At 60.4% G+C, this 18,930-nt stretch carries 21 protein-coding genes; 11 read left to right on the forward strand and 10 right to left on the reverse strand.

What is annotated here, in order from left to right:
- Positions 1 to 62 precede the first annotated feature (62 nt).
- The 4 genes from coxB (at position 63) to ACM6G4_RS10315 (ending at position 4,447) form a co-directional block, all read left to right on the forward strand.
- Positions 63 to 1,190 (forward strand): cytochrome c oxidase subunit II, encoded by a 1,128-nt coding sequence (gene coxB, locus ACM6G4_RS10300; RefSeq protein ID WP_056726728.1) that lies wholly within the window; start codon positions 63 to 65, stop codon positions 1,188 to 1,190.
- A gap of 82 nt (positions 1,191 to 1,272) precedes the next feature.
- On the forward strand, positions 1,273 to 2,865 hold the full coding sequence (ctaD, locus tag ACM6G4_RS10305; RefSeq protein WP_056726727.1) for a cytochrome c oxidase subunit I: 1,593 nt from the start codon (positions 1,273 to 1,275) through the stop codon (positions 2,863 to 2,865).
- Between the two features lie 117 nt (positions 2,866 to 2,982).
- Positions 2,983 to 3,534: a cytochrome c oxidase assembly protein gene (locus ACM6G4_RS10310; protein ID WP_056726726.1), complete on the forward strand. Its 552-nt coding sequence runs from the start codon at positions 2,983 to 2,985 to the stop codon at positions 3,532 to 3,534.
- 25 nt (positions 3,535 to 3,559) lie between these two features.
- Positions 3,560 to 4,447: a cytochrome c oxidase subunit 3 gene (locus tag ACM6G4_RS10315; RefSeq protein ID WP_056726725.1), complete on the forward strand. Its 888-nt coding sequence runs from the start codon at positions 3,560 to 3,562 to the stop codon at positions 4,445 to 4,447.
- 16 nt (positions 4,448 to 4,463) lie between these two features.
- Here the strand turns inward: ACM6G4_RS10315 and ACM6G4_RS10320 are convergent, their stop codons facing one another.
- The gene (locus ACM6G4_RS10320) at positions 4,464 to 4,667 is read right to left on the reverse strand and encodes a twin transmembrane helix small protein (RefSeq protein WP_007969817.1); all 204 of its coding nucleotides are present in this window, start codon (positions 4,665 to 4,667) and stop codon (positions 4,464 to 4,466) included.
- A 71-nt stretch (positions 4,668 to 4,738) separates the two neighbouring features.
- Here ACM6G4_RS10320 and ACM6G4_RS10325 point away from each other — a divergent pair, with 71 nt between their 5' ends.
- The 5 genes from ACM6G4_RS10325 to ACM6G4_RS10345 are packed head-to-tail and all read left to right on the forward strand — an operon-like array spanning position 4,739 to position 8,638.
- The gene (locus ACM6G4_RS10325) at positions 4,739 to 5,479 is read left to right on the forward strand and encodes an SURF1 family protein (RefSeq protein WP_414913611.1); all 741 of its coding nucleotides are present in this window, start codon (positions 4,739 to 4,741) and stop codon (positions 5,477 to 5,479) included.
- Positions 5,445 to 6,038: a hypothetical protein gene (locus tag ACM6G4_RS10330; RefSeq protein ID WP_414913612.1), complete on the forward strand. Its 594-nt coding sequence runs from the start codon at positions 5,445 to 5,447 to the stop codon at positions 6,036 to 6,038. The genes ACM6G4_RS10325 and ACM6G4_RS10330 overlap by 35 nt, the downstream gene beginning before the upstream one ends.
- A 10-nt stretch (positions 6,039 to 6,048) precedes the next feature.
- Positions 6,049 to 7,119, forward strand: coding sequence for a COX15/CtaA family protein (locus ACM6G4_RS10335; protein ID WP_414913613.1), 1,071 nt, complete (start codon positions 6,049 to 6,051; stop codon positions 7,117 to 7,119).
- A complete protein-coding gene (cyoE, locus tag ACM6G4_RS10340) occupies positions 7,107 to 8,006 on the forward strand; it encodes a heme o synthase (protein ID WP_414913614.1) in 900 nt (299 codons plus the stop codon). Before ACM6G4_RS10335 ends, cyoE begins: the two co-directional genes overlap by 13 nt.
- Positions 8,003 to 8,638 carry an SCO family protein gene (locus ACM6G4_RS10345; RefSeq protein WP_056726720.1) on the forward strand — a complete coding sequence of 212 codons (636 nt, stop codon included), beginning with the start codon at positions 8,003 to 8,005 and terminating at the stop codon, positions 8,636 to 8,638. The genes cyoE and ACM6G4_RS10345 overlap by 4 nt, the downstream gene beginning before the upstream one ends.
- Before the next feature lie 87 nt (positions 8,639 to 8,725).
- Here the strand turns inward: ACM6G4_RS10345 and ACM6G4_RS10350 are convergent, their stop codons facing one another.
- The 3 genes from ACM6G4_RS10350 to ACM6G4_RS10360 form a co-directional block, all read right to left on the reverse strand.
- The gene (locus ACM6G4_RS10350; protein WP_056726719.1) at positions 8,726 to 9,496 is read right to left on the reverse strand and encodes a MetQ/NlpA family ABC transporter substrate-binding protein; all 771 of its coding nucleotides are present in this window, start codon (positions 9,494 to 9,496) and stop codon (positions 8,726 to 8,728) included.
- Positions 9,497 to 9,569: 73 nt separating this feature from the next.
- Entirely contained in the window at positions 9,570 to 10,244 is a 675-nt protein-coding gene (locus ACM6G4_RS10355) for a methionine ABC transporter permease (RefSeq protein ID WP_056726718.1), read from the reverse strand.
- Positions 10,244 to 11,251, reverse strand: coding sequence for a methionine ABC transporter ATP-binding protein (locus ACM6G4_RS10360; RefSeq protein ID WP_056726717.1), 1,008 nt, complete (start codon positions 11,249 to 11,251; stop codon positions 10,244 to 10,246). The genes ACM6G4_RS10355 and ACM6G4_RS10360 overlap by 1 nt, the downstream gene beginning before the upstream one ends.
- A 210-nt stretch (positions 11,252 to 11,461) precedes the next feature.
- Here ACM6G4_RS10360 and katE point away from each other — a divergent pair, with 210 nt between their 5' ends.
- Complete coding sequence (gene katE / locus ACM6G4_RS10365; RefSeq protein WP_414913615.1) at positions 11,462 to 13,600, forward strand: catalase HPII; 2,139 nt, start codon at positions 11,462 to 11,464, stop codon at positions 13,598 to 13,600.
- A 134-nt stretch (positions 13,601 to 13,734) separates the two neighbouring features.
- On the opposite strand, the gene ACM6G4_RS10370 is transcribed toward katE, so the two are convergent.
- Genes ACM6G4_RS10370 through zur form a run of 4 tightly spaced genes read right to left on the reverse strand, consistent with a single transcriptional unit; the run spans position 13,735 to position 16,537 of the window.
- The gene (locus ACM6G4_RS10370; RefSeq protein ID WP_056726715.1) at positions 13,735 to 14,451 is read right to left on the reverse strand and encodes a PA5502 family lipoprotein; all 717 of its coding nucleotides are present in this window, start codon (positions 14,449 to 14,451) and stop codon (positions 13,735 to 13,737) included.
- 37 nt (positions 14,452 to 14,488) lie between these two features.
- Complete coding sequence (gene znuB, locus ACM6G4_RS10375) at positions 14,489 to 15,277, reverse strand: zinc ABC transporter permease subunit ZnuB (protein ID WP_046042679.1); 789 nt, start codon at positions 15,275 to 15,277, stop codon at positions 14,489 to 14,491.
- Complete coding sequence (gene znuC, locus ACM6G4_RS10380; protein ID WP_056726714.1) at positions 15,270 to 16,055, reverse strand: zinc ABC transporter ATP-binding protein ZnuC; 786 nt, start codon at positions 16,053 to 16,055, stop codon at positions 15,270 to 15,272. The genes znuB and znuC overlap by 8 nt, the downstream gene beginning before the upstream one ends.
- A complete protein-coding gene (zur, locus tag ACM6G4_RS10385; protein ID WP_056726713.1) occupies positions 16,055 to 16,537 on the reverse strand; it encodes a zinc uptake transcriptional repressor Zur in 483 nt (160 codons plus the stop codon). Before zur ends, znuC begins: the two co-directional genes overlap by 1 nt.
- Positions 16,538 to 16,603: 66 nt before the next feature.
- Here zur and znuA point away from each other — a divergent pair, with 66 nt between their 5' ends.
- Positions 16,604 to 17,524, forward strand: coding sequence for a zinc ABC transporter substrate-binding protein ZnuA (gene znuA / locus ACM6G4_RS10390; protein WP_082563011.1), 921 nt, complete (start codon positions 16,604 to 16,606; stop codon positions 17,522 to 17,524).
- A gap of 79 nt (positions 17,525 to 17,603) precedes the next feature.
- Here znuA and ACM6G4_RS10395 read toward each other — a convergent pair whose 3' ends face one another.
- The gene (locus tag ACM6G4_RS10395) at positions 17,604 to 18,557 is read right to left on the reverse strand and encodes a homoserine kinase (RefSeq protein WP_414913616.1); all 954 of its coding nucleotides are present in this window, start codon (positions 18,555 to 18,557) and stop codon (positions 17,604 to 17,606) included.
- Between the two features lie 57 nt (positions 18,558 to 18,614).
- Positions 18,615 to 18,905, reverse strand: a complete 291-nt coding sequence (locus ACM6G4_RS10400) for a DUF2782 domain-containing protein (protein ID WP_015092908.1) — start codon at positions 18,903 to 18,905, stop codon at positions 18,615 to 18,617.
- Between the last annotated feature and the right edge of the window lie 25 nt (positions 18,906 to 18,930).

Here is an 18,930-nt window from a genome sequence, read left to right on the forward strand (position 1 = left end):
AGCCGCTCCCTTGCCGCAGGTGAAAGCCGGCGGGATAACAAGAACGATAAGGGGAACCCGCAATGATGCGACATCCACATGTCTGGATGGGCCTCCTGTTGTGGTCGATTTTCAGTCAGGCACAAGCGGCCTGGACTGTGAATATGGCGCCTGGAGCGACTGAAATCAGTCACGCAGTATTCGACCTGCACATGATCATTTTCTGGATCTGTGTGGTGATCGGCATCATCGTATTTGGTGCCATGTTCTGGTCGATGATTCTCCACCGCCGCTCGACCGGGCAGGTGGCCGCCAAATTTCATGAAAGCACCACCGTCGAAATCCTCTGGACCATCGTGCCCTTCCTGATCCTGGTGGCCATGGCGATTCCCGCTACCGCGACCCTGATCAAGATGTACGACGCCAGCGAGCCGGAAATCGATATCCAGATCACCGGCTACCAGTGGAAGTGGCACTACAAGTACCTGGGCCAGGACGTCGAGTTCTTCAGCAACCTGACCACTCCCCAGGATCAAATCCACAACAAGGAAGCCAAGGGCGAGCATTACCTGCTCGAAGTCGACAAGCCATTGGTGCTGCCGGTCGGCGCCAAGGTGCGCTTCCTGGTGACCTCCGCCGACGTCATCCACTCCTGGTGGGTGCCGGCTTTCGCGGTCAAGCGCGATGCGATTCCCGGGTTCGTCAATGAAGCCTGGACCCGCGTCGACAAGCCCGGCATCTACCGTGGCCAGTGCGCCGAGTTGTGCGGCAAGGATCACGGCTTCATGCCGACCGTGGTCGAGGTCAAGGAAAAGGCCGATTACGAAACATGGCTGGCCGAACGCAAGACCGAAGCCGCGCAGCTCAAAGAGCTGACCAGCAAGGAATGGACTCTCGACGAGCTCAAGGATCGCGGCGACAAGGTCTATCACACCACCTGTGTGGCCTGTCACCAGGCCGAAGGCCAGGGCCTGCCGCCGATGTTCCCGGCGCTCAAGGGCTCGAAGATCGCCACTGGGCCGAAAGATGCTCACCTGAGCATTGTCTTCCACGGCAAGCCTGGCACCGCCATGGCCGCATTCGGCAAACAACTCTCGGAAGTCGATATCGCGGCAGTCGTGACCTATGAACGTAACGCCTGGGGCAACAACAAGGGCGACATGGTCACGCCTAAAGAAGTGCTGGAGCTGAAACAGGCGGAAAGCAAATGACCCGGTCTATTGCGCACCTACGGAACCGGTCGGGGCTACGCACCCCGGCCTGCCCAGCCCATCTGTTTGCAGGAGACAGGACATGACTGCTGTAATCGATGAACATGTTCATACCGCCACCGACCACGCCCACGGCCCCGCCAAAGGCCTGATGCGCTGGGTGCTGACCACCAACCACAAGGACATCGGTACGCTGTACCTGTGGTTTGCGTTCTCCATGTTCCTGCTTGGCGGTTCGTTCGCGATGGTGATTCGCGCCGAGCTGTTCCAGCCGGGGCTGCAGATCGTCCAGCCGGAATTTTTCAACCAGATGACCACCATGCACGGCCTGGTGATGGTCTTCGGTGCGGTGATGCCGGCCTTCGTCGGCCTCGCCAACTGGATGATCCCGCTGATGATCGGCGCGCCGGACATGGCCCTGCCGCGCATGAACAACTTCAGCTTCTGGCTGTTGCCCGCGGCGTTCCTGCTGCTGGTATCGACCCTGTTCACCCCCGGTGGCGGGCCGAACTTCGGCTGGACGTTCTACGCGCCGCTGTCGACGACCTACGCGCCGGAAAGCGTGACCTTCTTCATCTTCGCCATCCACTTGATGGGGATCAGTTCGATCATGGGGGCGATCAACGTGATCGCCACCATCCTCAACCTGCGCGCCCCCGGCATGACGCTGATGAAAATGCCGTTGTTCGTCTGGACCTGGCTGATCACCGCGTTCCTGCTGATCGCGGTGATGCCGGTACTGGCCGGTTGCGTGACGATGATGCTGATGGACATCCACTTCGGCACCAGTTTCTTCAGTGCCGCCGGTGGCGGAGACCCGGTGCTGTTCCAGCATGTATTCTGGTTCTTCGGTCACCCCGAGGTGTACATCATGATCCTGCCGGCCTTTGGCGCCGTCAGCTCGATCATTCCGGCCTTTTCGCGCAAGCCGTTGTTCGGCTACACCTCGATGGTCTACGCCACGGCGAGTATCGCGTTCCTGTCGTTCATCGTCTGGGCGCACCACATGTTCGTGGTCGGTATTCCGCTGGTGGGCGAGTTGTTCTTCATGTACGCCACGCTGCTGATCGCGGTGCCTACCGGCGTGAAGGTGTTCAACTGGGCCAGCACCATGTGGCAGGGCTCGCTGACGTTCGAGACGCCGATGCTGTTTGCCGTGGCGTTCGTGATCCTGTTCTCCATCGGCGGTTTCTCCGGGTTGATGCTGGCCATCGCCCCGGCGGACTTCCAGTACCAGGACACCTACTTCGTGGTCGCGCACTTCCACTACGTGCTGGTGCCGGGGGCGATCTTCGGGATCTTCGCCTCGGCCTACTACTGGATGCCGAAATGGACCGGCCACATGTACGACGAAACCCTGGGCAAGCTGCATTTCTGGTTGTCGTTCATCGGCATGAACCTGGCCTTCTTCCCGATGCACTTCGTGGGGCTGGCGGGCATGCCGCGACGGATTCCGGACTACAACCTGCAGTTCGCCGACTTCAACATGGTGTCGTCGATCGGCGCGTTCATGTTCGGCGCCACGCAGATCTTCTTCCTGTTCATCGTGATCAAGACCATTCGCGGCGGCCCGCCAGCACCGGCCAAGCCATGGGATGGGGCTGAAGGCCTGGAGTGGAGCATTCCGTCACCGGCGCCGTATCACACCTTCACCACACCGCCGGAAGTGAAATGAAACGCCTCGGTCCTGTGGGAGCTGGCTTGCCTGCGATGCATGCGACGCGGTGTGTCGGTCAGGCCGCTATCGCGGGCAAGCCCGCTCCCACAGAGTTCTGTGTGGAGGGCTTGGCCCATGGCTGACTCGATTTCGATGAAAAAACTGGTCACGCGCCTGCTGACCGTGGTGGTGGCGATGTTTGTGTTTGGCTTTGCCCTGGTGCCGATCTACGACGTGATGTGCAAGGCCTTCGGCATCAATGGCAAGACCGGCGGGCAGTACGAGGGTGAGCAAACGGTCGACACCTCGCGGCAGGTGCGCGTGCAGTTTCTGTCGACCAACACCGCCGACATGCCGTGGGACTTTTACCCCAAACATGATGAATTGACCGCGAACCCGGGGGCGGTGAACGAGATGATCTTCATCGCCCACAACCCCACCGATAAGCCGATGAGCGCCCAGGCCGTGCCGAGCATCGCGCCCAGCAATGCGGCGGCGTACTTCCACAAGACCGAATGTTTCTGCTTTACCCAGCAAGTGCTGCAGCCCGGTCAGCGGATCGAGATGCCGGTACGTTTCATCGTTGACCGTGACATGCCCAAGGATGTGAAGCACCTGACGCTGTCTTACACGCTGTTCGATATCACCGCCCGACATCCACCGGTAGCTGTAAACACTGGCGGCTGAGCGTGCCCGATAAGGAGAACAATAAATGGCAACTCATGAACATTATTACGTCCCGGCCCAGAGCAAATGGCCGATCATCGCCACGGTCGGGATGTTCGTCACGGTGTTTGGCCTGGCTACCTGGTTCAATGATCTGAAGGCAGCGCGTCCGGAATCCCACGGCCCGCTGATCTTTTTCGTCGGTGGGCTGTTGGTGGCCTACATGCTGTTCGGCTGGTTCGGTACGGTGATCAAGGAAAGTCGCGGCGGCTTGTACAGCGCACAGATGGATCGCTCGTTCCGCTGGGGCATGAGCTGGTTCATTTTCTCGGAGGTGATGTTCTTCATCGCCTTTTTTGGCGCGCTGTTTTATGTCCGTCATATCTCCGGGCCGGCGCTCGGTGGTGAAGGCGCCAAAGGCGTGGCGCACATGCTGTGGCCGAACTTCCAGTTCACCTGGCCGCTGCTGAGCAACCCCGACTCGAAACTGTTTCCGCCGCCCAAGGAGGTCATCAGCCCCTGGGGCCTGCCGTTGCTCAACACCGTGTTGCTGGTGAGTTCCAGCGTGACCGTGACCATTGCCCACCATGCCTTGAAGAAGGGCCATCGCGGCGCACTGAAACTCTGGCTGGCGCTCACCGTATTGCTCGGCTGTGCGTTCCTCACCTTCCAGGCCGAAGAGTACATGCACGCCTACCGTGAGCTGGGCCTGACCCTGGGTTCGGGCATCTACGGCGCGACCTTCTTCATGCTCACCGGGTTCCACGGCGCCCACGTCACCATCGGCACCATCATCCTGTTCGTGATGCTGGTGCGGATCATGCGCGGGCACTTCGACAACGAGCACCAGTTCGGTTTCGAAGCGGCGACCTGGTACTGGCACTTCGTGGATGTGGTGTGGATCGGGCTGTTTGTTTTCGTCTATGTGCTCTGAGGCTGTGAGCTTTTAGTTACCAGGGGGCATGGGAAACCAACTGGCCACTGAAAAAACCCCAGGTGATCAGGCCCAGGGTAATGGCGGCCAGAGTGACACGCACACTCAAGGCAATGACGAGGCGGTTTGAGCGGCTGTCGTCCTTGACCAGAAAAAACAGGCCGCTGAACAGGCTGACAACCGTGGCAATCAGCATCAGGACGATGGCTGCTTTGAGCATGGTGAGACTCCGGGGGGATAAGCGATGCACTTGAGTATAGCTATCGCGATGACCGACTTTCTGGCGATGCCATGAAGCGCTTTCGGCCGGGTATCGTGCCAACGCTGGTGGTGGTGCTGTTGCTGCCGCTACTGGTGTTCCTGGGGTTCTGGCAATTGAGCCGGGGCGCGGAGAAAAGCGCGCTGCTGCAAACCTACGCCGAGCGCCGGGCCGCTGAGCCGATGGCCAGCACCGAACTGCAACACACGACAGACCCGGCCTTCCGTCGGGTTCACCTGTACGGCCGGTTTGATGCCGAACACAGCCTGCTGCTGGACAACAGTCAACGCAACGGCAGGGTTGGCGTCGAGCTGTTGCAACCCTTTCTAGATCAGGCCTCCGGGCTTTGGCTGCTGGTCAATCGCGGCTGGTTGCCTTGGCCGGAGCGCCGCACACTACCGCAATTCAAGACACCTGGCGAAGCAGTCAGCCTCGAGGCGTGGGTCTATGTCTCCCCCGGGGCGACGTTCCAATTGCACGCAGATCCCACAACGTTGACATGGCCGAAGCTGATTACGGCCGTTGAGCCAGACAAGCTCTGGACAGCACTGAACCGCGAAGGCTTTGCCTACGAACTGCGCGCCGAAACCGGCCCCGCCACCTATCAGGCCGACTGGCCCGTAGTCGCCATGGGTCCGGAAAAACACATCGCTTATGCCGTGCAGTGGTTCGCCATGGCGATCGCCCTGTTCGGCCTTTATCTCTATCTCGGCTGGCACAACGCAAAGGAGAAACACCATGGGAGCGGCCATGAATCCACCCAGCATGTCTGAGGCGAAACCGTCGGTGAACCGCCGCAAGGGCCGTATGCAACTGCTGCTGATCCTGCTCGGGGTGATCGGTCCGATGATCCTCGCCACCGGCATGTACAAGCTGAATTTCTGGGTGCCCGAGGGCCGCAGTTATCACGGCGAACTGATCGGCAACGGCCAGACCCGTGCGGACATCGGCGTGCAGGCCCAGGAAGAGCGTTGGCAGATACTGGTGACCGCGCCCAAGGATTGCGCGGTGGATTGTCAGCAACTGGTGTATCTGGCGCGGCAAATCCAGATCGGCCTGGGCCGCGATGCGTCCCGCGCCAGTCATGCATTGGCCGCTGCGCAGACGCTGAACAGCGATTACGAGACTAAACTTCAACGCGAGTACCCGCAGTTGCAACGCTATTCGCTGGACTTGCCTGCCTACACTAAAGGCGCCCAGAGCAATGACACGCCGCATCTGTGGATCATCGACCCCCACGGCAATCTGGTGTTGCGCTACGACCCGTCGGTGAAGGGCAAGGACCTGCTCAACGATCTGCGCCACCTGCTGAAACTGTCGAACATCGGATAAGGGCATCGTCATGGCCAAGCCTGGATTTCGCCTCGCGTTGTTTGCCACCTTGCTGGCACTGATTGTGGTGTTGCTCGGCGCCTATACCCGCCTGACCCACGCCGGCCTCGGCTGCCCGGACTGGCCCGGCTGCTATGGCTTCATCAGCGTACCGAAAAGCGAAGCCCAGCTGGCCCATGCCGAATTGCATTTCCCGGACGCTCCGGTCGAGGCCCACAAGGGCTGGAACGAGATGGTCCACCGCTACTTCGCGGGCACGCTGGGGCTGTTGATCGCGGTGTTGGCCGGTCGCTCGTGGGTGCATCGCCGCCATCCCGGGCAGCCGGTGAAGCTGCCGTTGTTTCTGTTGGCGGTGGTTCTTGGCCAGGCCGCGTTTGGCATGTGGACGGTGACGCTCAAGCTTTGGCCGCAGGTGGTCACCGGGCATTTGCTGGGCGGCTTCGCGACCTTGAGCCTGTTGTTTCTGCTGACCTTGCGCCTGTCCGGTGTGCTGCCGGCGCTGACCGTGCCACGACGTTTACAGCACTGGGCGACGGCGGGGCTGTTGCTGGTGATCGGGCAAATCGCCCTCGGGGGCTGGGTCAGTTCCAATTATGCCGCGGTGGCCTGTATCGACTTCCCGACCTGCCACGGCCAGTGGTTGCCGCCGGCGGACTTCGCCAACGGCTTTCACCTGACCCAGCACATCGGCCCGAACTACCTCGGCGGGCAACTGGACAGCGATGCTCGTACTGCGATTCACCTGACTCACCGTATTGGCGCCCTGTTGGTGACTTTGGTGCTGCTCGGTCTGGCCTGGCAACTGAAAACAGTCGGCATGACGCGCCTGGCAGGCCTGGTGCTGATTGCCCTTGGCGCACAAATCACCCTGGGCATCAGCAATGTGCTGTTCCATCTGCCGCTGCCGGTGGCCGTTGCGCATAACGCGGGCGGCGCGGCGCTGTTGCTGACCATGGTGTTGGTCAACTACCACGCCCGAACCAGTCTGGTCCGGGTCAAGCAAGCACGCTGGCACTTCAGCCCGCGTAAACACTCAGCCGGGCCCATAACAATAAAAGGAGAGATGCCATGGCGATTCTGATCGGCGAACGTCCCAGTCAGGCGATCTGGCGTGACTACCTGGAACTGACCAAACCCAAAGTCGTGGTGCTGATGCTCATCACTTCACTGGTGGGGATGTTCCTTGCGACCCGCGCCGGGGTGCCATGGACGGTGCTGATTTTCGGCAACCTGGGCATCGCCCTGTGTGCCGGTGGCGCGGCGGCGGTCAATCATGTGGTGGACCGGCGCATCGACGCGTTGATGGCGCGCACCCACAAACGGCCGCTCGCCGAAGGCCGGGTTTCGCCGACCGCTGCGCTGACGTTCGCGCTGGTATTGGCGGTCCTCGGGCAAGCCATGCTGCTGGCGTTCACCAACCCGCTGACCGCGTGGCTGACCCTCGCCTCATTGCTTGGCTATGCGGTGGTCTACACCGGATTCCTCAAGCGCGCGACTCCGCAGAACATCGTCATCGGGGGGCTGGCCGGTGCCGCGCCGCCATTGCTCGGCTGGACCGCCGCCACCGGTCACATCAGCGCCGAACCGCTGCTGCTGGTGCTGATCATCTTCGCCTGGACCCCGCCGCACTTCTGGGCGCTGGCGATCCATCGCAAGGAGGAATACGCCAAGGCCGACATCCCGATGCTGCCGGTCACCCATGGCGAGCACTACACCAAGATTCACATCCTGCTTTATACCTTCGCATTGCTTGCCGTCAGCCTGATGCCTTATGTGATCCACATGAGCGGCACTCTCTACCTGGTCTGCGCGCTCGGGCTGGGCGCGCGGTTTCTGCAATGGGCCGTGGTGCTGTACCGTGGCACTCGGCCGCACGCGGCGATCAACACGTTCAAGTACTCTATTTACTACTTGTTCCTGTTGTTTATCGCCCTGCTCGTAGACCACTATCTATTGTTGAACCTATGACTCGAACCCAGAAAACCGTCTTCATACTCGTCGCCCTGGTTGCATTGATCCTGGGCCTGACCGTCAACAAGGTGCTGTCCGGGAAAAACCAGGGCGATCCGACGGCGCTGATCGACGCCGGCATCATCTTGCTGCCGCAGAGCCGTAATCTGCCGGACGTGACGATGACCAATCAGGACGGCCAGCCGGTCGCGATCAACGAATTGAAAGGCAAGTGGAGCCTGCTGTTCTTCGGCTACACCTTCTGCCCGGACATCTGCCCGACCACCCTCGCCCAGTTGCGGCAGATCAAGAGCGAGTTGCCACCAGAGGCTGTGGATAAACTGCAAATCGTGCTGGTCAGCATCGACCCCAATCGCGATACGCCCAAGCAACTCAAGCAATACCTGGGCTACTTCGACCCGCAGTTCATCGGCCTGACCCCGGCGTCGACCGATGAGCTGCAAAAGATCGCCAACGCGGTGAGCATTCCGTTCATTCCGGCGGACACCAGCAAGCCGAACTACACCGTTGACCACAGCGGTAACCTCGCTGTCATCGGACCGGACGGCACCCAGCGCGGGTTTATTCGGGCGCCGTTGAATAATGCGAAGTTGGTGGCGCAGTTGCCGGTGATGCTCAAGCGCAACTGACCACACCACTAAACCCTGTGGGAGCCGTGTTTCAGGCACAAAAAAGGGGCGCATTCGATGCGCCCCTTTTTCGTTGCAGCAGTTCGATCAGAACGCCGGCACCACCGCGCCTTTGTACTTCTCGAGAATGAAGGCCTTCACTTGCGGGCTGTGCAGGGCAGCGACCAGCTTCTTCATCGCGTCGCTGTCCTTGTCGTCCGGGCGAGCTACCAGAATGTTCACGTAAGGCGAGTCGCTGCCTTCGATGAACAGCGCGTCCTTGGCCGGATCGAGCTTGGCTTCCAGCGCGTAGTTGGTGTTGATCAGCGCCAGGTCGACCTGGGTCAGTACGCGCGGGATGGTCGCGGCTTCCAGTTCGCGGATTTTCAGGTCCTTGGTGTTCTCGGTAATGTCTTTCACGGTCGACAGGATGTTGTTCGAATCCTTCAACTTGATCAGGCCGGCCTTGGCCATCAACAACAGCGCACGGCCGCCGTTGGTGGCGTCGTTCGGGATCACCACGTTGGCACCGCCAGGCAGTTCGGCAATGGTCTTGTACTTGCTGGAGTAAGCGCCCAGGGGCTCCAGGTGCACGCCGGCCACGGAAACCAGGTGGGTGCCCTTGGCCTTGTTGAACTCATCCAGGTACGGCTGGTGCTGGAAGAAGTTGGCGTCCAGGCGTTTTTCCGCGACCTGCACGTTCGGCTGAATGTAGTCGGTGAATACCTTGACCTTCAGGTCCACGCCTTCTTTGGCCAGCGTCGGCTTCACGAATTCGAGGATCTCGGCGTGCGGAACCGGGGTGGCTGCGACGGTCAGGGTTTCAGCGTGGGCAGAGAATGCCGCAACGGCCGCGAAGGCCACGAGTAGTTTTTTCATTCAGCTAACTCCATGTGAGGTGCCCGCTTGCGGTGCCCGTTTGGCACCTGCCAGCGAATGGCCGGCTCATGTCTTACTTACGGGAAAAGTGGACGACCAATTTGTCGCCAACGGTTTGCAGTACCTGAACGAGTACCAGCAGCAACACCACGGTCACCACCATCACATCGGTCTGGAAACGCTGGTAGCCGAAGCGGATCGCCAGGTCACCCAGACCACCGGCGCCCACGACACCGGCCATCGCCGTGTAGGACACCAGTGTAATGGCTGTCACCGTAATTGCTGCGAAGATGCCCGGACGAGCCTCCGGCAGCAAGGCATTGGTGATGATCTGTCGCGTGGTCGCGCCCATGGCCTGGGTCGCTTCGATGATGCCGCGATCCACTTCACGCAGGGCGGTTTCCACCAGGCGTGCGAAGAACGGCGTGGCACCCACCACCAGTGGCGGGATCGCACCGGCGACACCGAGGGACGTGCCGGTGATCAACACGGTGAACGGAATCATCACGATCAACAGGATGATGAACGGCAGCGAACGCAGGATGTTCACCACCAGCGACAACATCGCGTAGACGCCTTTGGCTTCCAGCAACTGGCGCGGGCTGCACAGGAACAGCAGGACACCCAGGGGCAAACCGAGCAACACGGTGAACAGCAGCGAACCGCCGAGCATCAGCATCGTGTCGCCAGTGGCCAGCCAGATTTCGAACCAGTCGATATTGGCGAAGAAACTTGTCAGGGCTTCCATTAGCGCAGCACCTCCATGTGGACGTCGGCTGCGGTGAAGCGGGCAAAGGCCGCTTCCATGTCACCGCCGGTCACGGCCAGGGTCAGTTGCCCGTAAGGGATGTCTTTGATGCGGTCGATACGACCGGCCAGGATGCTGTAGTCCACACCGGTTTCCCGGGCGACAGTGCCCAGCAGAGGCGCGTAGGTCGCTTCGCCCTGGAAGGTCAGACGCAAGATGCGCCCCGGCACGTGAGCGAAGTCGTCACGCTGTTCGCTTTCGTCGATCTGCTCGTCTTCTTGCACGAAGCGCTTGGTGGTCGGGTGCTTCGGATGCAGGAACACCTCGGCCACCGAGCCTTGCTCGACGATCACGCCGGCGTCCATCACGGCTACCTGGTCGCAGACCCGACGGATCACATCCATCTCGTGGGTGATCAAGACGATGGTCAGTTTCAGCTCGCGATTGATCTCGGCCAGCAATTGCAGGACCGACGCGGTGGTTTGCGGGTCGAGGGCGCTGGTGGCTTCGTCGCACAGCAGGATTTTCGGCTTGGTCGCCAGCGCACGGGCAATGCCCACACGCTGCTTCTGCCCGCCGGATAATTGCGCCGGGTACTTTTTGGCGTGGTCGGACAAACCGACTCGCGCCAGCAACTCGGCCACGCGGGAATCGATCTCGCTGCGCGACAGTTCTCCGGCCAGGGTCAGCGGCAGCGCCACGTTGTCGGCGACAGTCTTGGAGGCCAGCAGGTTGAAGTGCTGGAAAATCATCCCGACCTGCTGACGGAAGCGGCGCAGGCCGTTGGCGTCTAGAGCGGTGACTTCCTCACCGTCGACGATGATCTTGCCGCCGCTGGCGTTTTCCAGGCGATTGATCAGACGCAGCAGGGTACTTTTTCCTGCGCCGGAATGACCGATCAAGCCGTAAACCTGCCCGTTCTCAATCGTCAGACTGGTCGGATGCAGGGCGGGGATTTCCTTACCGGCGACGCGGTAGGTTTTATGGACGTTTTGAAACTCGATCACGTAGCGAACCTTGTGGGGCGCGTTAGAAAAGGATCAGCGGTTAGCCGGGCGCGCATTTTAGCCTGTCCGTATAGAGGTTCTTAGCATTTATTTCGCATTTGTCCTGTCATTTGGCAATAACGCGATCAAAGGTCAGAAAAAAGGAACGGCTGAAGAAATACGTCAGTCACTACTTAGGCCACTGGAATACGCCTGAGGAGTTCACGCCTGATGAGTATCAAGAAGCCTGCCGCCACCCAGAGTGCCCTGGCCGGGTCCGATACCCCGGACCGCCACAACACCAACGCCAAGCTCGACAACCTGGAAACATTTCGCTCCGATGCCACTGAGCAGGCCTTGCGCACCAACCAGGGCGTGAAGGTGGCGGACAACCAGAACACCCTGAAGGCCGGGGCCCGCGGGCCGTCTTTGCTGGAAGATTTCATCATGCGTGAAAAGATCACGCATTTTGATCACGAGCGGATCCCGGAGCGCATCGTTCACGCTCGCGGGACCGGTGCCCATGGTTACTTCCAGAGTTATGAAAACCACTCTGTACTGACCAAGGCCGGTTTCCTGCAGGATCCGGCGAAGAAAACCCCGGTCTTCGTGCGTTTTTCCACGGTGCAGGGGCCGCGAGGCTCAGGCGATACCGTGCGCGACGTACGAGGTTTCGCGGTGAAGTTCTTCACCGACGAAGGCAACTTCGACCTGGTGGGCAACAATATGCCGGTGTTCTTCATTCAGGACGCCATCAAGTTTCCCGATTTCGTGCATGCGGTCAAACCCGAGCCGCACAACGAAATCCCTACCGGGGGCTCGGCCCATGACACCTTCTGGGACTTTGTCTCGCTGGTGCCGGAATCGGCGCACATGGTGATGTGGGCGATGTCCGACCGGGCGATCCCGAAAAGTCTGCGCAGCATGCAGGGCTTCGGTGTGCATACCTTCCGCCTGATCAACGCCGAAGGAAAATCGCGGTTCGTCAAATTCCACTGGCGCCCCACGGCCGGCACTTGCTCGTTGGTGTGGGACGAAGCGCAGAAGCTTGCGGGAAAAGATGCCGACTACCACCGTCGTGATCTGTGGGAGTCGATCGAGATCGGCGACTATCCGGAGTGGGAGTTGGGGGTGCAGGTCATCGAAGAAGAAAACGAACATGCCTTCGATTTCGACATTCTCGACCCCACCAAGCTGATCCCCGAAGAGTTGGTCCCTATTACGCCGTTGGGCAAGATGGTGCTGAACCGCAATCCGGACAATTTCTTCGCCGAAACCGAGCAGGTTGCCTTTTGCCCCGGACATATCGTCCCGGGGATCGACTTTTCCAACGATCCTCTGCTGCAAGGTCGGTTGTTTTCCTACACCGACACGCAAATCAGCCGACTCGGCGGACCAAACTTTCACGAGATCCCGATTAACCGTCCGGTGTCACCCTTCCACAACGGCCAGCGGGATGCGCAGCACCGCACCACTATCGACAAAGGACGTGCCTCCTATGAGCCGAACTCCATTGATGGCGGCTGGCCAAAGGAAACGCCGGCCTCCGCTCAGGACGGCGGGTTCGATAGCTATCCGGAGCGCATCGACGCCAATAAGATTCGCCAGCGCAGCGAATCGTTCGCGGACCACTTCTCCCAGGCTCGCTTGTTTTTCCACAGCATGAGTGAGCATGAACGGGAGCACATCATCTCGGCCTATAGTTTTGAGTTGGGCAAGGTCGAGCGCGAAGCGATCCGCGCCCGGGAAGTGAACGAAATCCTCGTCAATATCGATCTGGAATTGGCCAGGCGCGTGGCGCAGAACCTTGGATTGCCTGCGCCCAGTCGAGGAACCGTCGAGGTGCGCAAAACCGCGCTGGATCATTCACCGGCATTGAGCCAGGCCAATCTGTTGCCGGAAAACATCAAGACGCGAAAAATTGCGATTTTGGCGGCGAACGGTGTCGATGGCGCCTCGATCGCTGCAATGAAGAAAGCGCTGAAAGCGGAGGGGGCCCACGGGATACTGTTAGGGCCGAGTTCGGCGCCAGTCAAAACGGCTGATGGCAAAACCCTTGCGGTCGAAGCTTCGATGGAAGGTTCGCCTTCGGTGGCGTTCGATGCGGTGTTCGTGCCGGGCGGAGCCGCGTCGATCAAGGCGCTGAGCACTGACGGAGTGGCACTGCATTACCTGCTGGAGGCATACAAGCATCTGAAGGCTATCGCGTTGCAGGGCGAGGCGAAGCAGTTGCTGGATGTGTTGAAGCTGGAGGCTGATGCGGGGTTGATCGTGGGGGCGGATGCGAAATTGATCAAACCGTTTTTGGCTGCAATAGGGCAGCATCGGGTTTGGGACAGAGAGGCGAAGGCCAAGGCGATTCCGGCCTGAGAGTTTTACTGCCAGGCAGGATGCCTTCGCGGGCAAGCCCCCTCCCACAGGGCTCCAGGTTGGTCACTTGTTTTGTGGCTAACTCGGGCATTGTGGGAGCGGGCTTGCTCCGGTCGGCGTTCCGACGATGCTTTTCAGGGTTTGCGCGGACTCAGAACCATCTGTGCCGGAACACTGCGCAAAATCTGCCGCTCCAGCTTCAGATCAAACTCAGGATCGAGCTTCTTCACTCGCTTGGTCAGCAAGTTAGCCAGCCAAGGGTAATCGTTGGTGCGTGGAGCCTGAATGCTCACATCACACTGAAAATTCACCACATCGGCGGCGATGGCATCCAGTTGGCGACGCAGTTTGCCCATATCGTTGATATTCAGTACGACAGTGGTGCTTTCAGCCATCGGGTCGATGACCTTGGCTTTTGGCTTGGCTTCGGCAGCCTTGAGGGCGGCTTCGGCCTTTTCCAGCTCGGCCTTGCGCGCCTGGGCAATCGAGCCGTTGACTCCGCCGGTCAGTGCCGGAGCCTTGGGCATCAACGCGCGGGCACGGCTCAGGGCGGTCGCGGCGGCATCCACGTCACCTTTTTGCAGTACGGTCTGGCTGCGGCGCAGATAGGCTTCGGCCAGTTGCCGCTGGTATTGCTCAAGGGAAGCATCGTTGGGCGATTCGGCCTGCAAGGCTGCCAATTGGTCTTCGGCGATGGCCAGTTCATCGCTGGCGATGTTTTGCTCCAGCTGCACGATGGCCATGGCCCGTGCATCGGCGGCCTTGGTGGCTTCCGATGGCGTGCTTTGGCAGGCGCCCAGCAGCAAAGAAAATGCGACAAGGAGCAGATAACGGGAGGCGAACGACTTCATTCCTGCGACTCTCTATTTGCGCAAAAAACGAGCAAGTCTACACCCCTCGACGGGGCAGAACAAAACTCAGCAGAAATAGCGCGGCGGCCGTCACCACAATCGACGGGCCGGCCGGGGTGTCCTTGAACCAGGACAACGCCAGCCCGCCACACACGGCGAGTATGCCCAGCAGGCTCGCGCCCAGTGCCATCTGCTCCGGCGAGCGGGCGTGACGTTGTGCCGCAGCCGCCGGGATGATCAGCAACGAAGTGATCAGTAACACCCCGACGATTTTCATCGCTACGGCAATCACCACGGCGATCAACAGCATCAAGGCCAGGCGTAATCCCGCCACCGGCAGGCCTTCGACCCTGGCCAGTTCTTCGTGCACCGTGATCGCCAGCAATGGGCGCCACAACGCAACCAGCAAGAGCAGTACAGCAGCACTGCCGCCAAGGATCCAGGCCAGATCGGTCGGGCTGATCGCCAGCAGGTCGCCGAACAGGTATGCCATCAGGTCGATCCGCACTTCGTGCATGAAGCTTAGTACCACCAGGCCCAGAGAGAGCGTGCTGGGTGCGAGAATTCCCAAAAGCGTGTCGGACGCCAACGGCTGGCGTTGTTGCAAGGTCACCAGCATCACCGCCAGCAGCAAGCAGCCAACAGTGACGGCAACGGTCGGGCTGACATCCAGCAGGAAGCCCAGGGCTACGCCGAGCAATGCCGCGTGAGACAGGGTGTCGCCGAAATAGGCCATGCGCCGCCAGACCACGAAAGACCCCAGCGGGCCTGCGACAACGGCCAGGGCCAAGCCTGCAAGCAGGGCGTAGAGCAGAAAATCAGCCATGCTTGCAGCTATCTCCGTGAACATGGGGTTGGCCCGGTGTGGGCGCCTTGACCACCGAGCCGTGCAAGTCGTGGGCGTGGTCGTGGTGGTGGTGATAAATCGCCAGGCTTTGTGCGTTTTTTCCGAACAGCTCGACGAAAGCCGGATCGCCACTGACCTGCTCGGGATGGCCGGAACAGCAGACGTGACGATTGAGGCAAACCACCTGGTCGGTGGTGCTCATCACCAGGTGCAAATCGTGGGAGACCATCAGCACGCCGCAACCGTGACGGTCACGCAGGCGGGTGATCAGGCTGTACAGCTCAGCTTGGCCGGCCACGTCGACACCCTGTACCGGTTCGTCGAGTACCAGCAGTTCCGGTTCGCGTAACAAGGCCCGGGCCAGCAACACGCGTTGCATTTCGCCGCCGGAAACGTTTTGCACCGGACTATCGATCACCTGTTCGGCGCCGACTTCCTTGAGTGCCGCCAAGGCCATCGCACGGTCCACGCCCGGCACCAGGCGCAAGAAACGCAGGACCGACAGCGGGAGGGTTGGATCGACGTGAAGTTTTTGCGGCATGTAACCGACCCGCAGTTTCGGCTTGCGCCAGACGCTGCCGCTGTCCGGTTTCAACAGGCCGAGCACGGCCCGCACCAGGGTGGTTTTGCCGGCACCATTGGGGCCGATCAGGGTAACGATCTGCCCCGGCTCGACGCTCAGTTCGATGTTGTCCAGCACCGGTTGCCCGGCGAACGTGACGGCAACCTGTTCAAGACGGATCAGCGCGTTGCTCATCAAGCCCCCTGGCAACCCGAGCAGAGACCGACCACTTCGACGGTCTGGCCTTCGACGACAAACCCGACATCCCTGGCGCTGGCGATGATCGCGTCGCTGATGGATTTTTGCTCAAGTTCGATCGCGGCGTGGCACGCACGGCAGATCAGGAACTGACCCTGGTGAGCATGTTCCGGGTGATTGCAGCCGATGAAGGCGTTGAGCGAGGAAATCCGATGGACCAGGCCGTTTTCCAGCAGGAAATCCAGCGCGCGGTACACCGTCGGCGGCGCGGCGCGGCGCCCGTCCTGTTCGCTAAGGACTGCGAGAATGTCGTAGGCACCCAGCGGCTTGTGGCTTTGCCACACCAGTTCCAGCACTCGCCGGCGCAACGCGGTCAGGCGCAGGCCTTGACGCGCGCACAGGGCATCGGCCTCGGACAAAGCGCTGTGAACGCAATGTGAGTGGTCGTGGGGACGGCTGGCGATCGGTGTTTTGAGCATGAGCGGCGACGACGATTGTGAGAGACGTTATTATGTTACCCGTTCTCGCCTCTTCGAGTGGTCATCGTGTCCCGACTTTTTTCTGTTTTTGTCGCATTTATCGCAAGTTTTCTGCTGATCGGTTCGGCGCAGGCCGAGGTCAAGGTCCTTACCAGCATCAAGCCTCTGCAGTTGATCGCGGCTGCAGTGCAGGACGGCGTGGCGATCCCCGAGGTTTTGCTGCCACCGGGTGCTTCGCCGCATAACTATGCGTTGCGGCCTTCCGACGTACGTAAGGTGCAGTCGGTGGACCTGCTGTACTGGATCGGCCCGGACATGGAAGGCTTCCTGCCACGGGTGCTCAATGGTCGTACGTTGCCTAACGTCGCCGTGCAGGATTTGCCGGGCATGAAACTGCGTCGTTTTGCCGAAGATAACCACTCACACGCCGAAGAAGCCGACGAGCACGACCACGATCACCGTCCGGGCAGTCTGGATGCGCACCTGTGGCTGTCGCCGGTCAACGCCCGGGTCATCGCCACGAAAATGGCCGCTGACCTGATTGCCGCCGATCCTGCAAATGCCGCGCGCTATCAGAGCAATCTGAAAGCCTTCGACGAGCGTCTCGATGCGTTGGATGCGCGCCTGAAGAAACGCCTGGCCGATGTTCAAGGCAAGCCCTACTTCGTTTTCCACGAAGCCTTCGACTACTTCGAAGACGCCTACGGCCTCAAGCACGTGGGTGTGTTCAGCGTCGCGGCCGAAGTGCAACCCGGTGCCCAGCATGTCGCGGCAATGCGCGCGCGGTTGCAGGAAGTCGGCAAGACCTGTGTGTTCAGTGAACCACCGCTGCGGCCACGCCTGGCGGAAACCCTGGTGGCCGGACTGCCAGTGAAGCTGGCTGAACTGGATGCGCTGGGCGGGTACACACCGGCGACCGCTCAGGGCTATGAGCAGGTGTTGGAGAAGTTGGGGAATGATCTGGCAGGGTGCCTGGAGTCGTTGTAACCGCTGAAACAAAAAGATCGCAGCCTTCGGCAGCTCCTACATTGCTCCGCAGGAGCTGCCGAAGGCTGCGATCTTTGCTTTAAAGGGCGAAAGGCAGCGGCGTATTGCCTGTCTGGCGCTGCGCCAGGCGCAACTGGAACTCCATCGGATCGTGAATCAACACGTCCTGCCCGGCGAACGACTCCGCGGCGATCAAGCGTGATAACCAGAACCGTACGCAAGCGACCCGCAGCATGGTCGGCCACAACTCGGCTTCGGCGGCGGTGAACGGTCGCAAGGCCGCGTAAGCGCCGAGCAAGGCCCGCGCTCGTGGTCCATCGATCACGCCATCGTCGTCCGAGCACCAGTCGTTCAAGGCAATCGCCACGTCGTAGAGCATCGGCCCGGAGCAGGCGTTGTAGAAGTCGATCAACCCGGTCAGGTGCGTGCCTTCGAACATCGCGTTGTCACGGAACAGGTCGGCGTGAATGTTCGCCCGTGGCAGTGCCAGGATTTTTTCTTTCTGCCGGGTGATTTCTTCCAGCGCCCGCTGCAGCAGCTCTTTCTGTTCGGCACCACCGAGGTGCGACAAAAACTGCGTGCCCTCTTCCAGCATCCAGTCCAGGCCGCGATCGGTTTTGCGCTTGATCATGTTGGCCTGGGTCGCCAGGTGCAGATGGCCGAGTAACTCACCTACCTGCGCGCAATGTTGCGCGTTGGCTTGCTTGATGTGTTTGCCGGCCAGGCGCGGTTGCAGCAACGCAGGCTTGCCCGCCAGTTCGCGCAAGGCCACGCCGTCGGTGGTGCGCAAGGCATAAGGCACCGGCAGGTCCGCGCCGTGCAGCACGTCGAGCAGTTCGATGAAGAACGGCATTTCCTGAACCGGGCCGCGCTCGACCAGGGTCAGGACAAATTCGCCCTGCTCCAGGCTGATAAAGAAATTGGTGTTTTCGCTACCGGCGGCAATCCCCTGGAAATCAAGCAGGCGGCCGAGGCCATAAGGGGCGAGAAAAGCTTCCAGCTCGGGCCGAGCCAGGGGGGTGAACACAGACATGTTTAAGCTGCCAGTACGGGCGCCGCTGTTGAGCCGGCGCCGATTGAAATTAAGAAACTACTTCCATTCGAAAATCTTCCACGACGGAATCAGCATATCGGGCTGATCCGAGCGGATAAAGTTACCGTCCGATCCATCTGCCCGCACCAGAAAGTACGGTTTTCCGCCCTTCGGTGTTACCTGAATGGCATACAGGAAGCCATTCTGGCGGTACTCCTTGATCGTGTTGTCGCCTTCCGTGCGAATAGTCACATCCGGTTCCGGCGATGGCGCATCGTCCGCCGCCATGACGGCCAGTGGTGTGATTGCAAACAAGCCAGCCAGCAACAGGCGATTTAGTGTGCGCATGATAACCTTGTCCCTTTGTCGTCAA

The organism is Pseudomonas sp. IT-P258 (genome assembly GCF_949767825.1).
GTDB lineage: Bacteria > Pseudomonadota > Gammaproteobacteria > Pseudomonadales > Pseudomonadaceae > Aquipseudomonas > Aquipseudomonas monachiensis.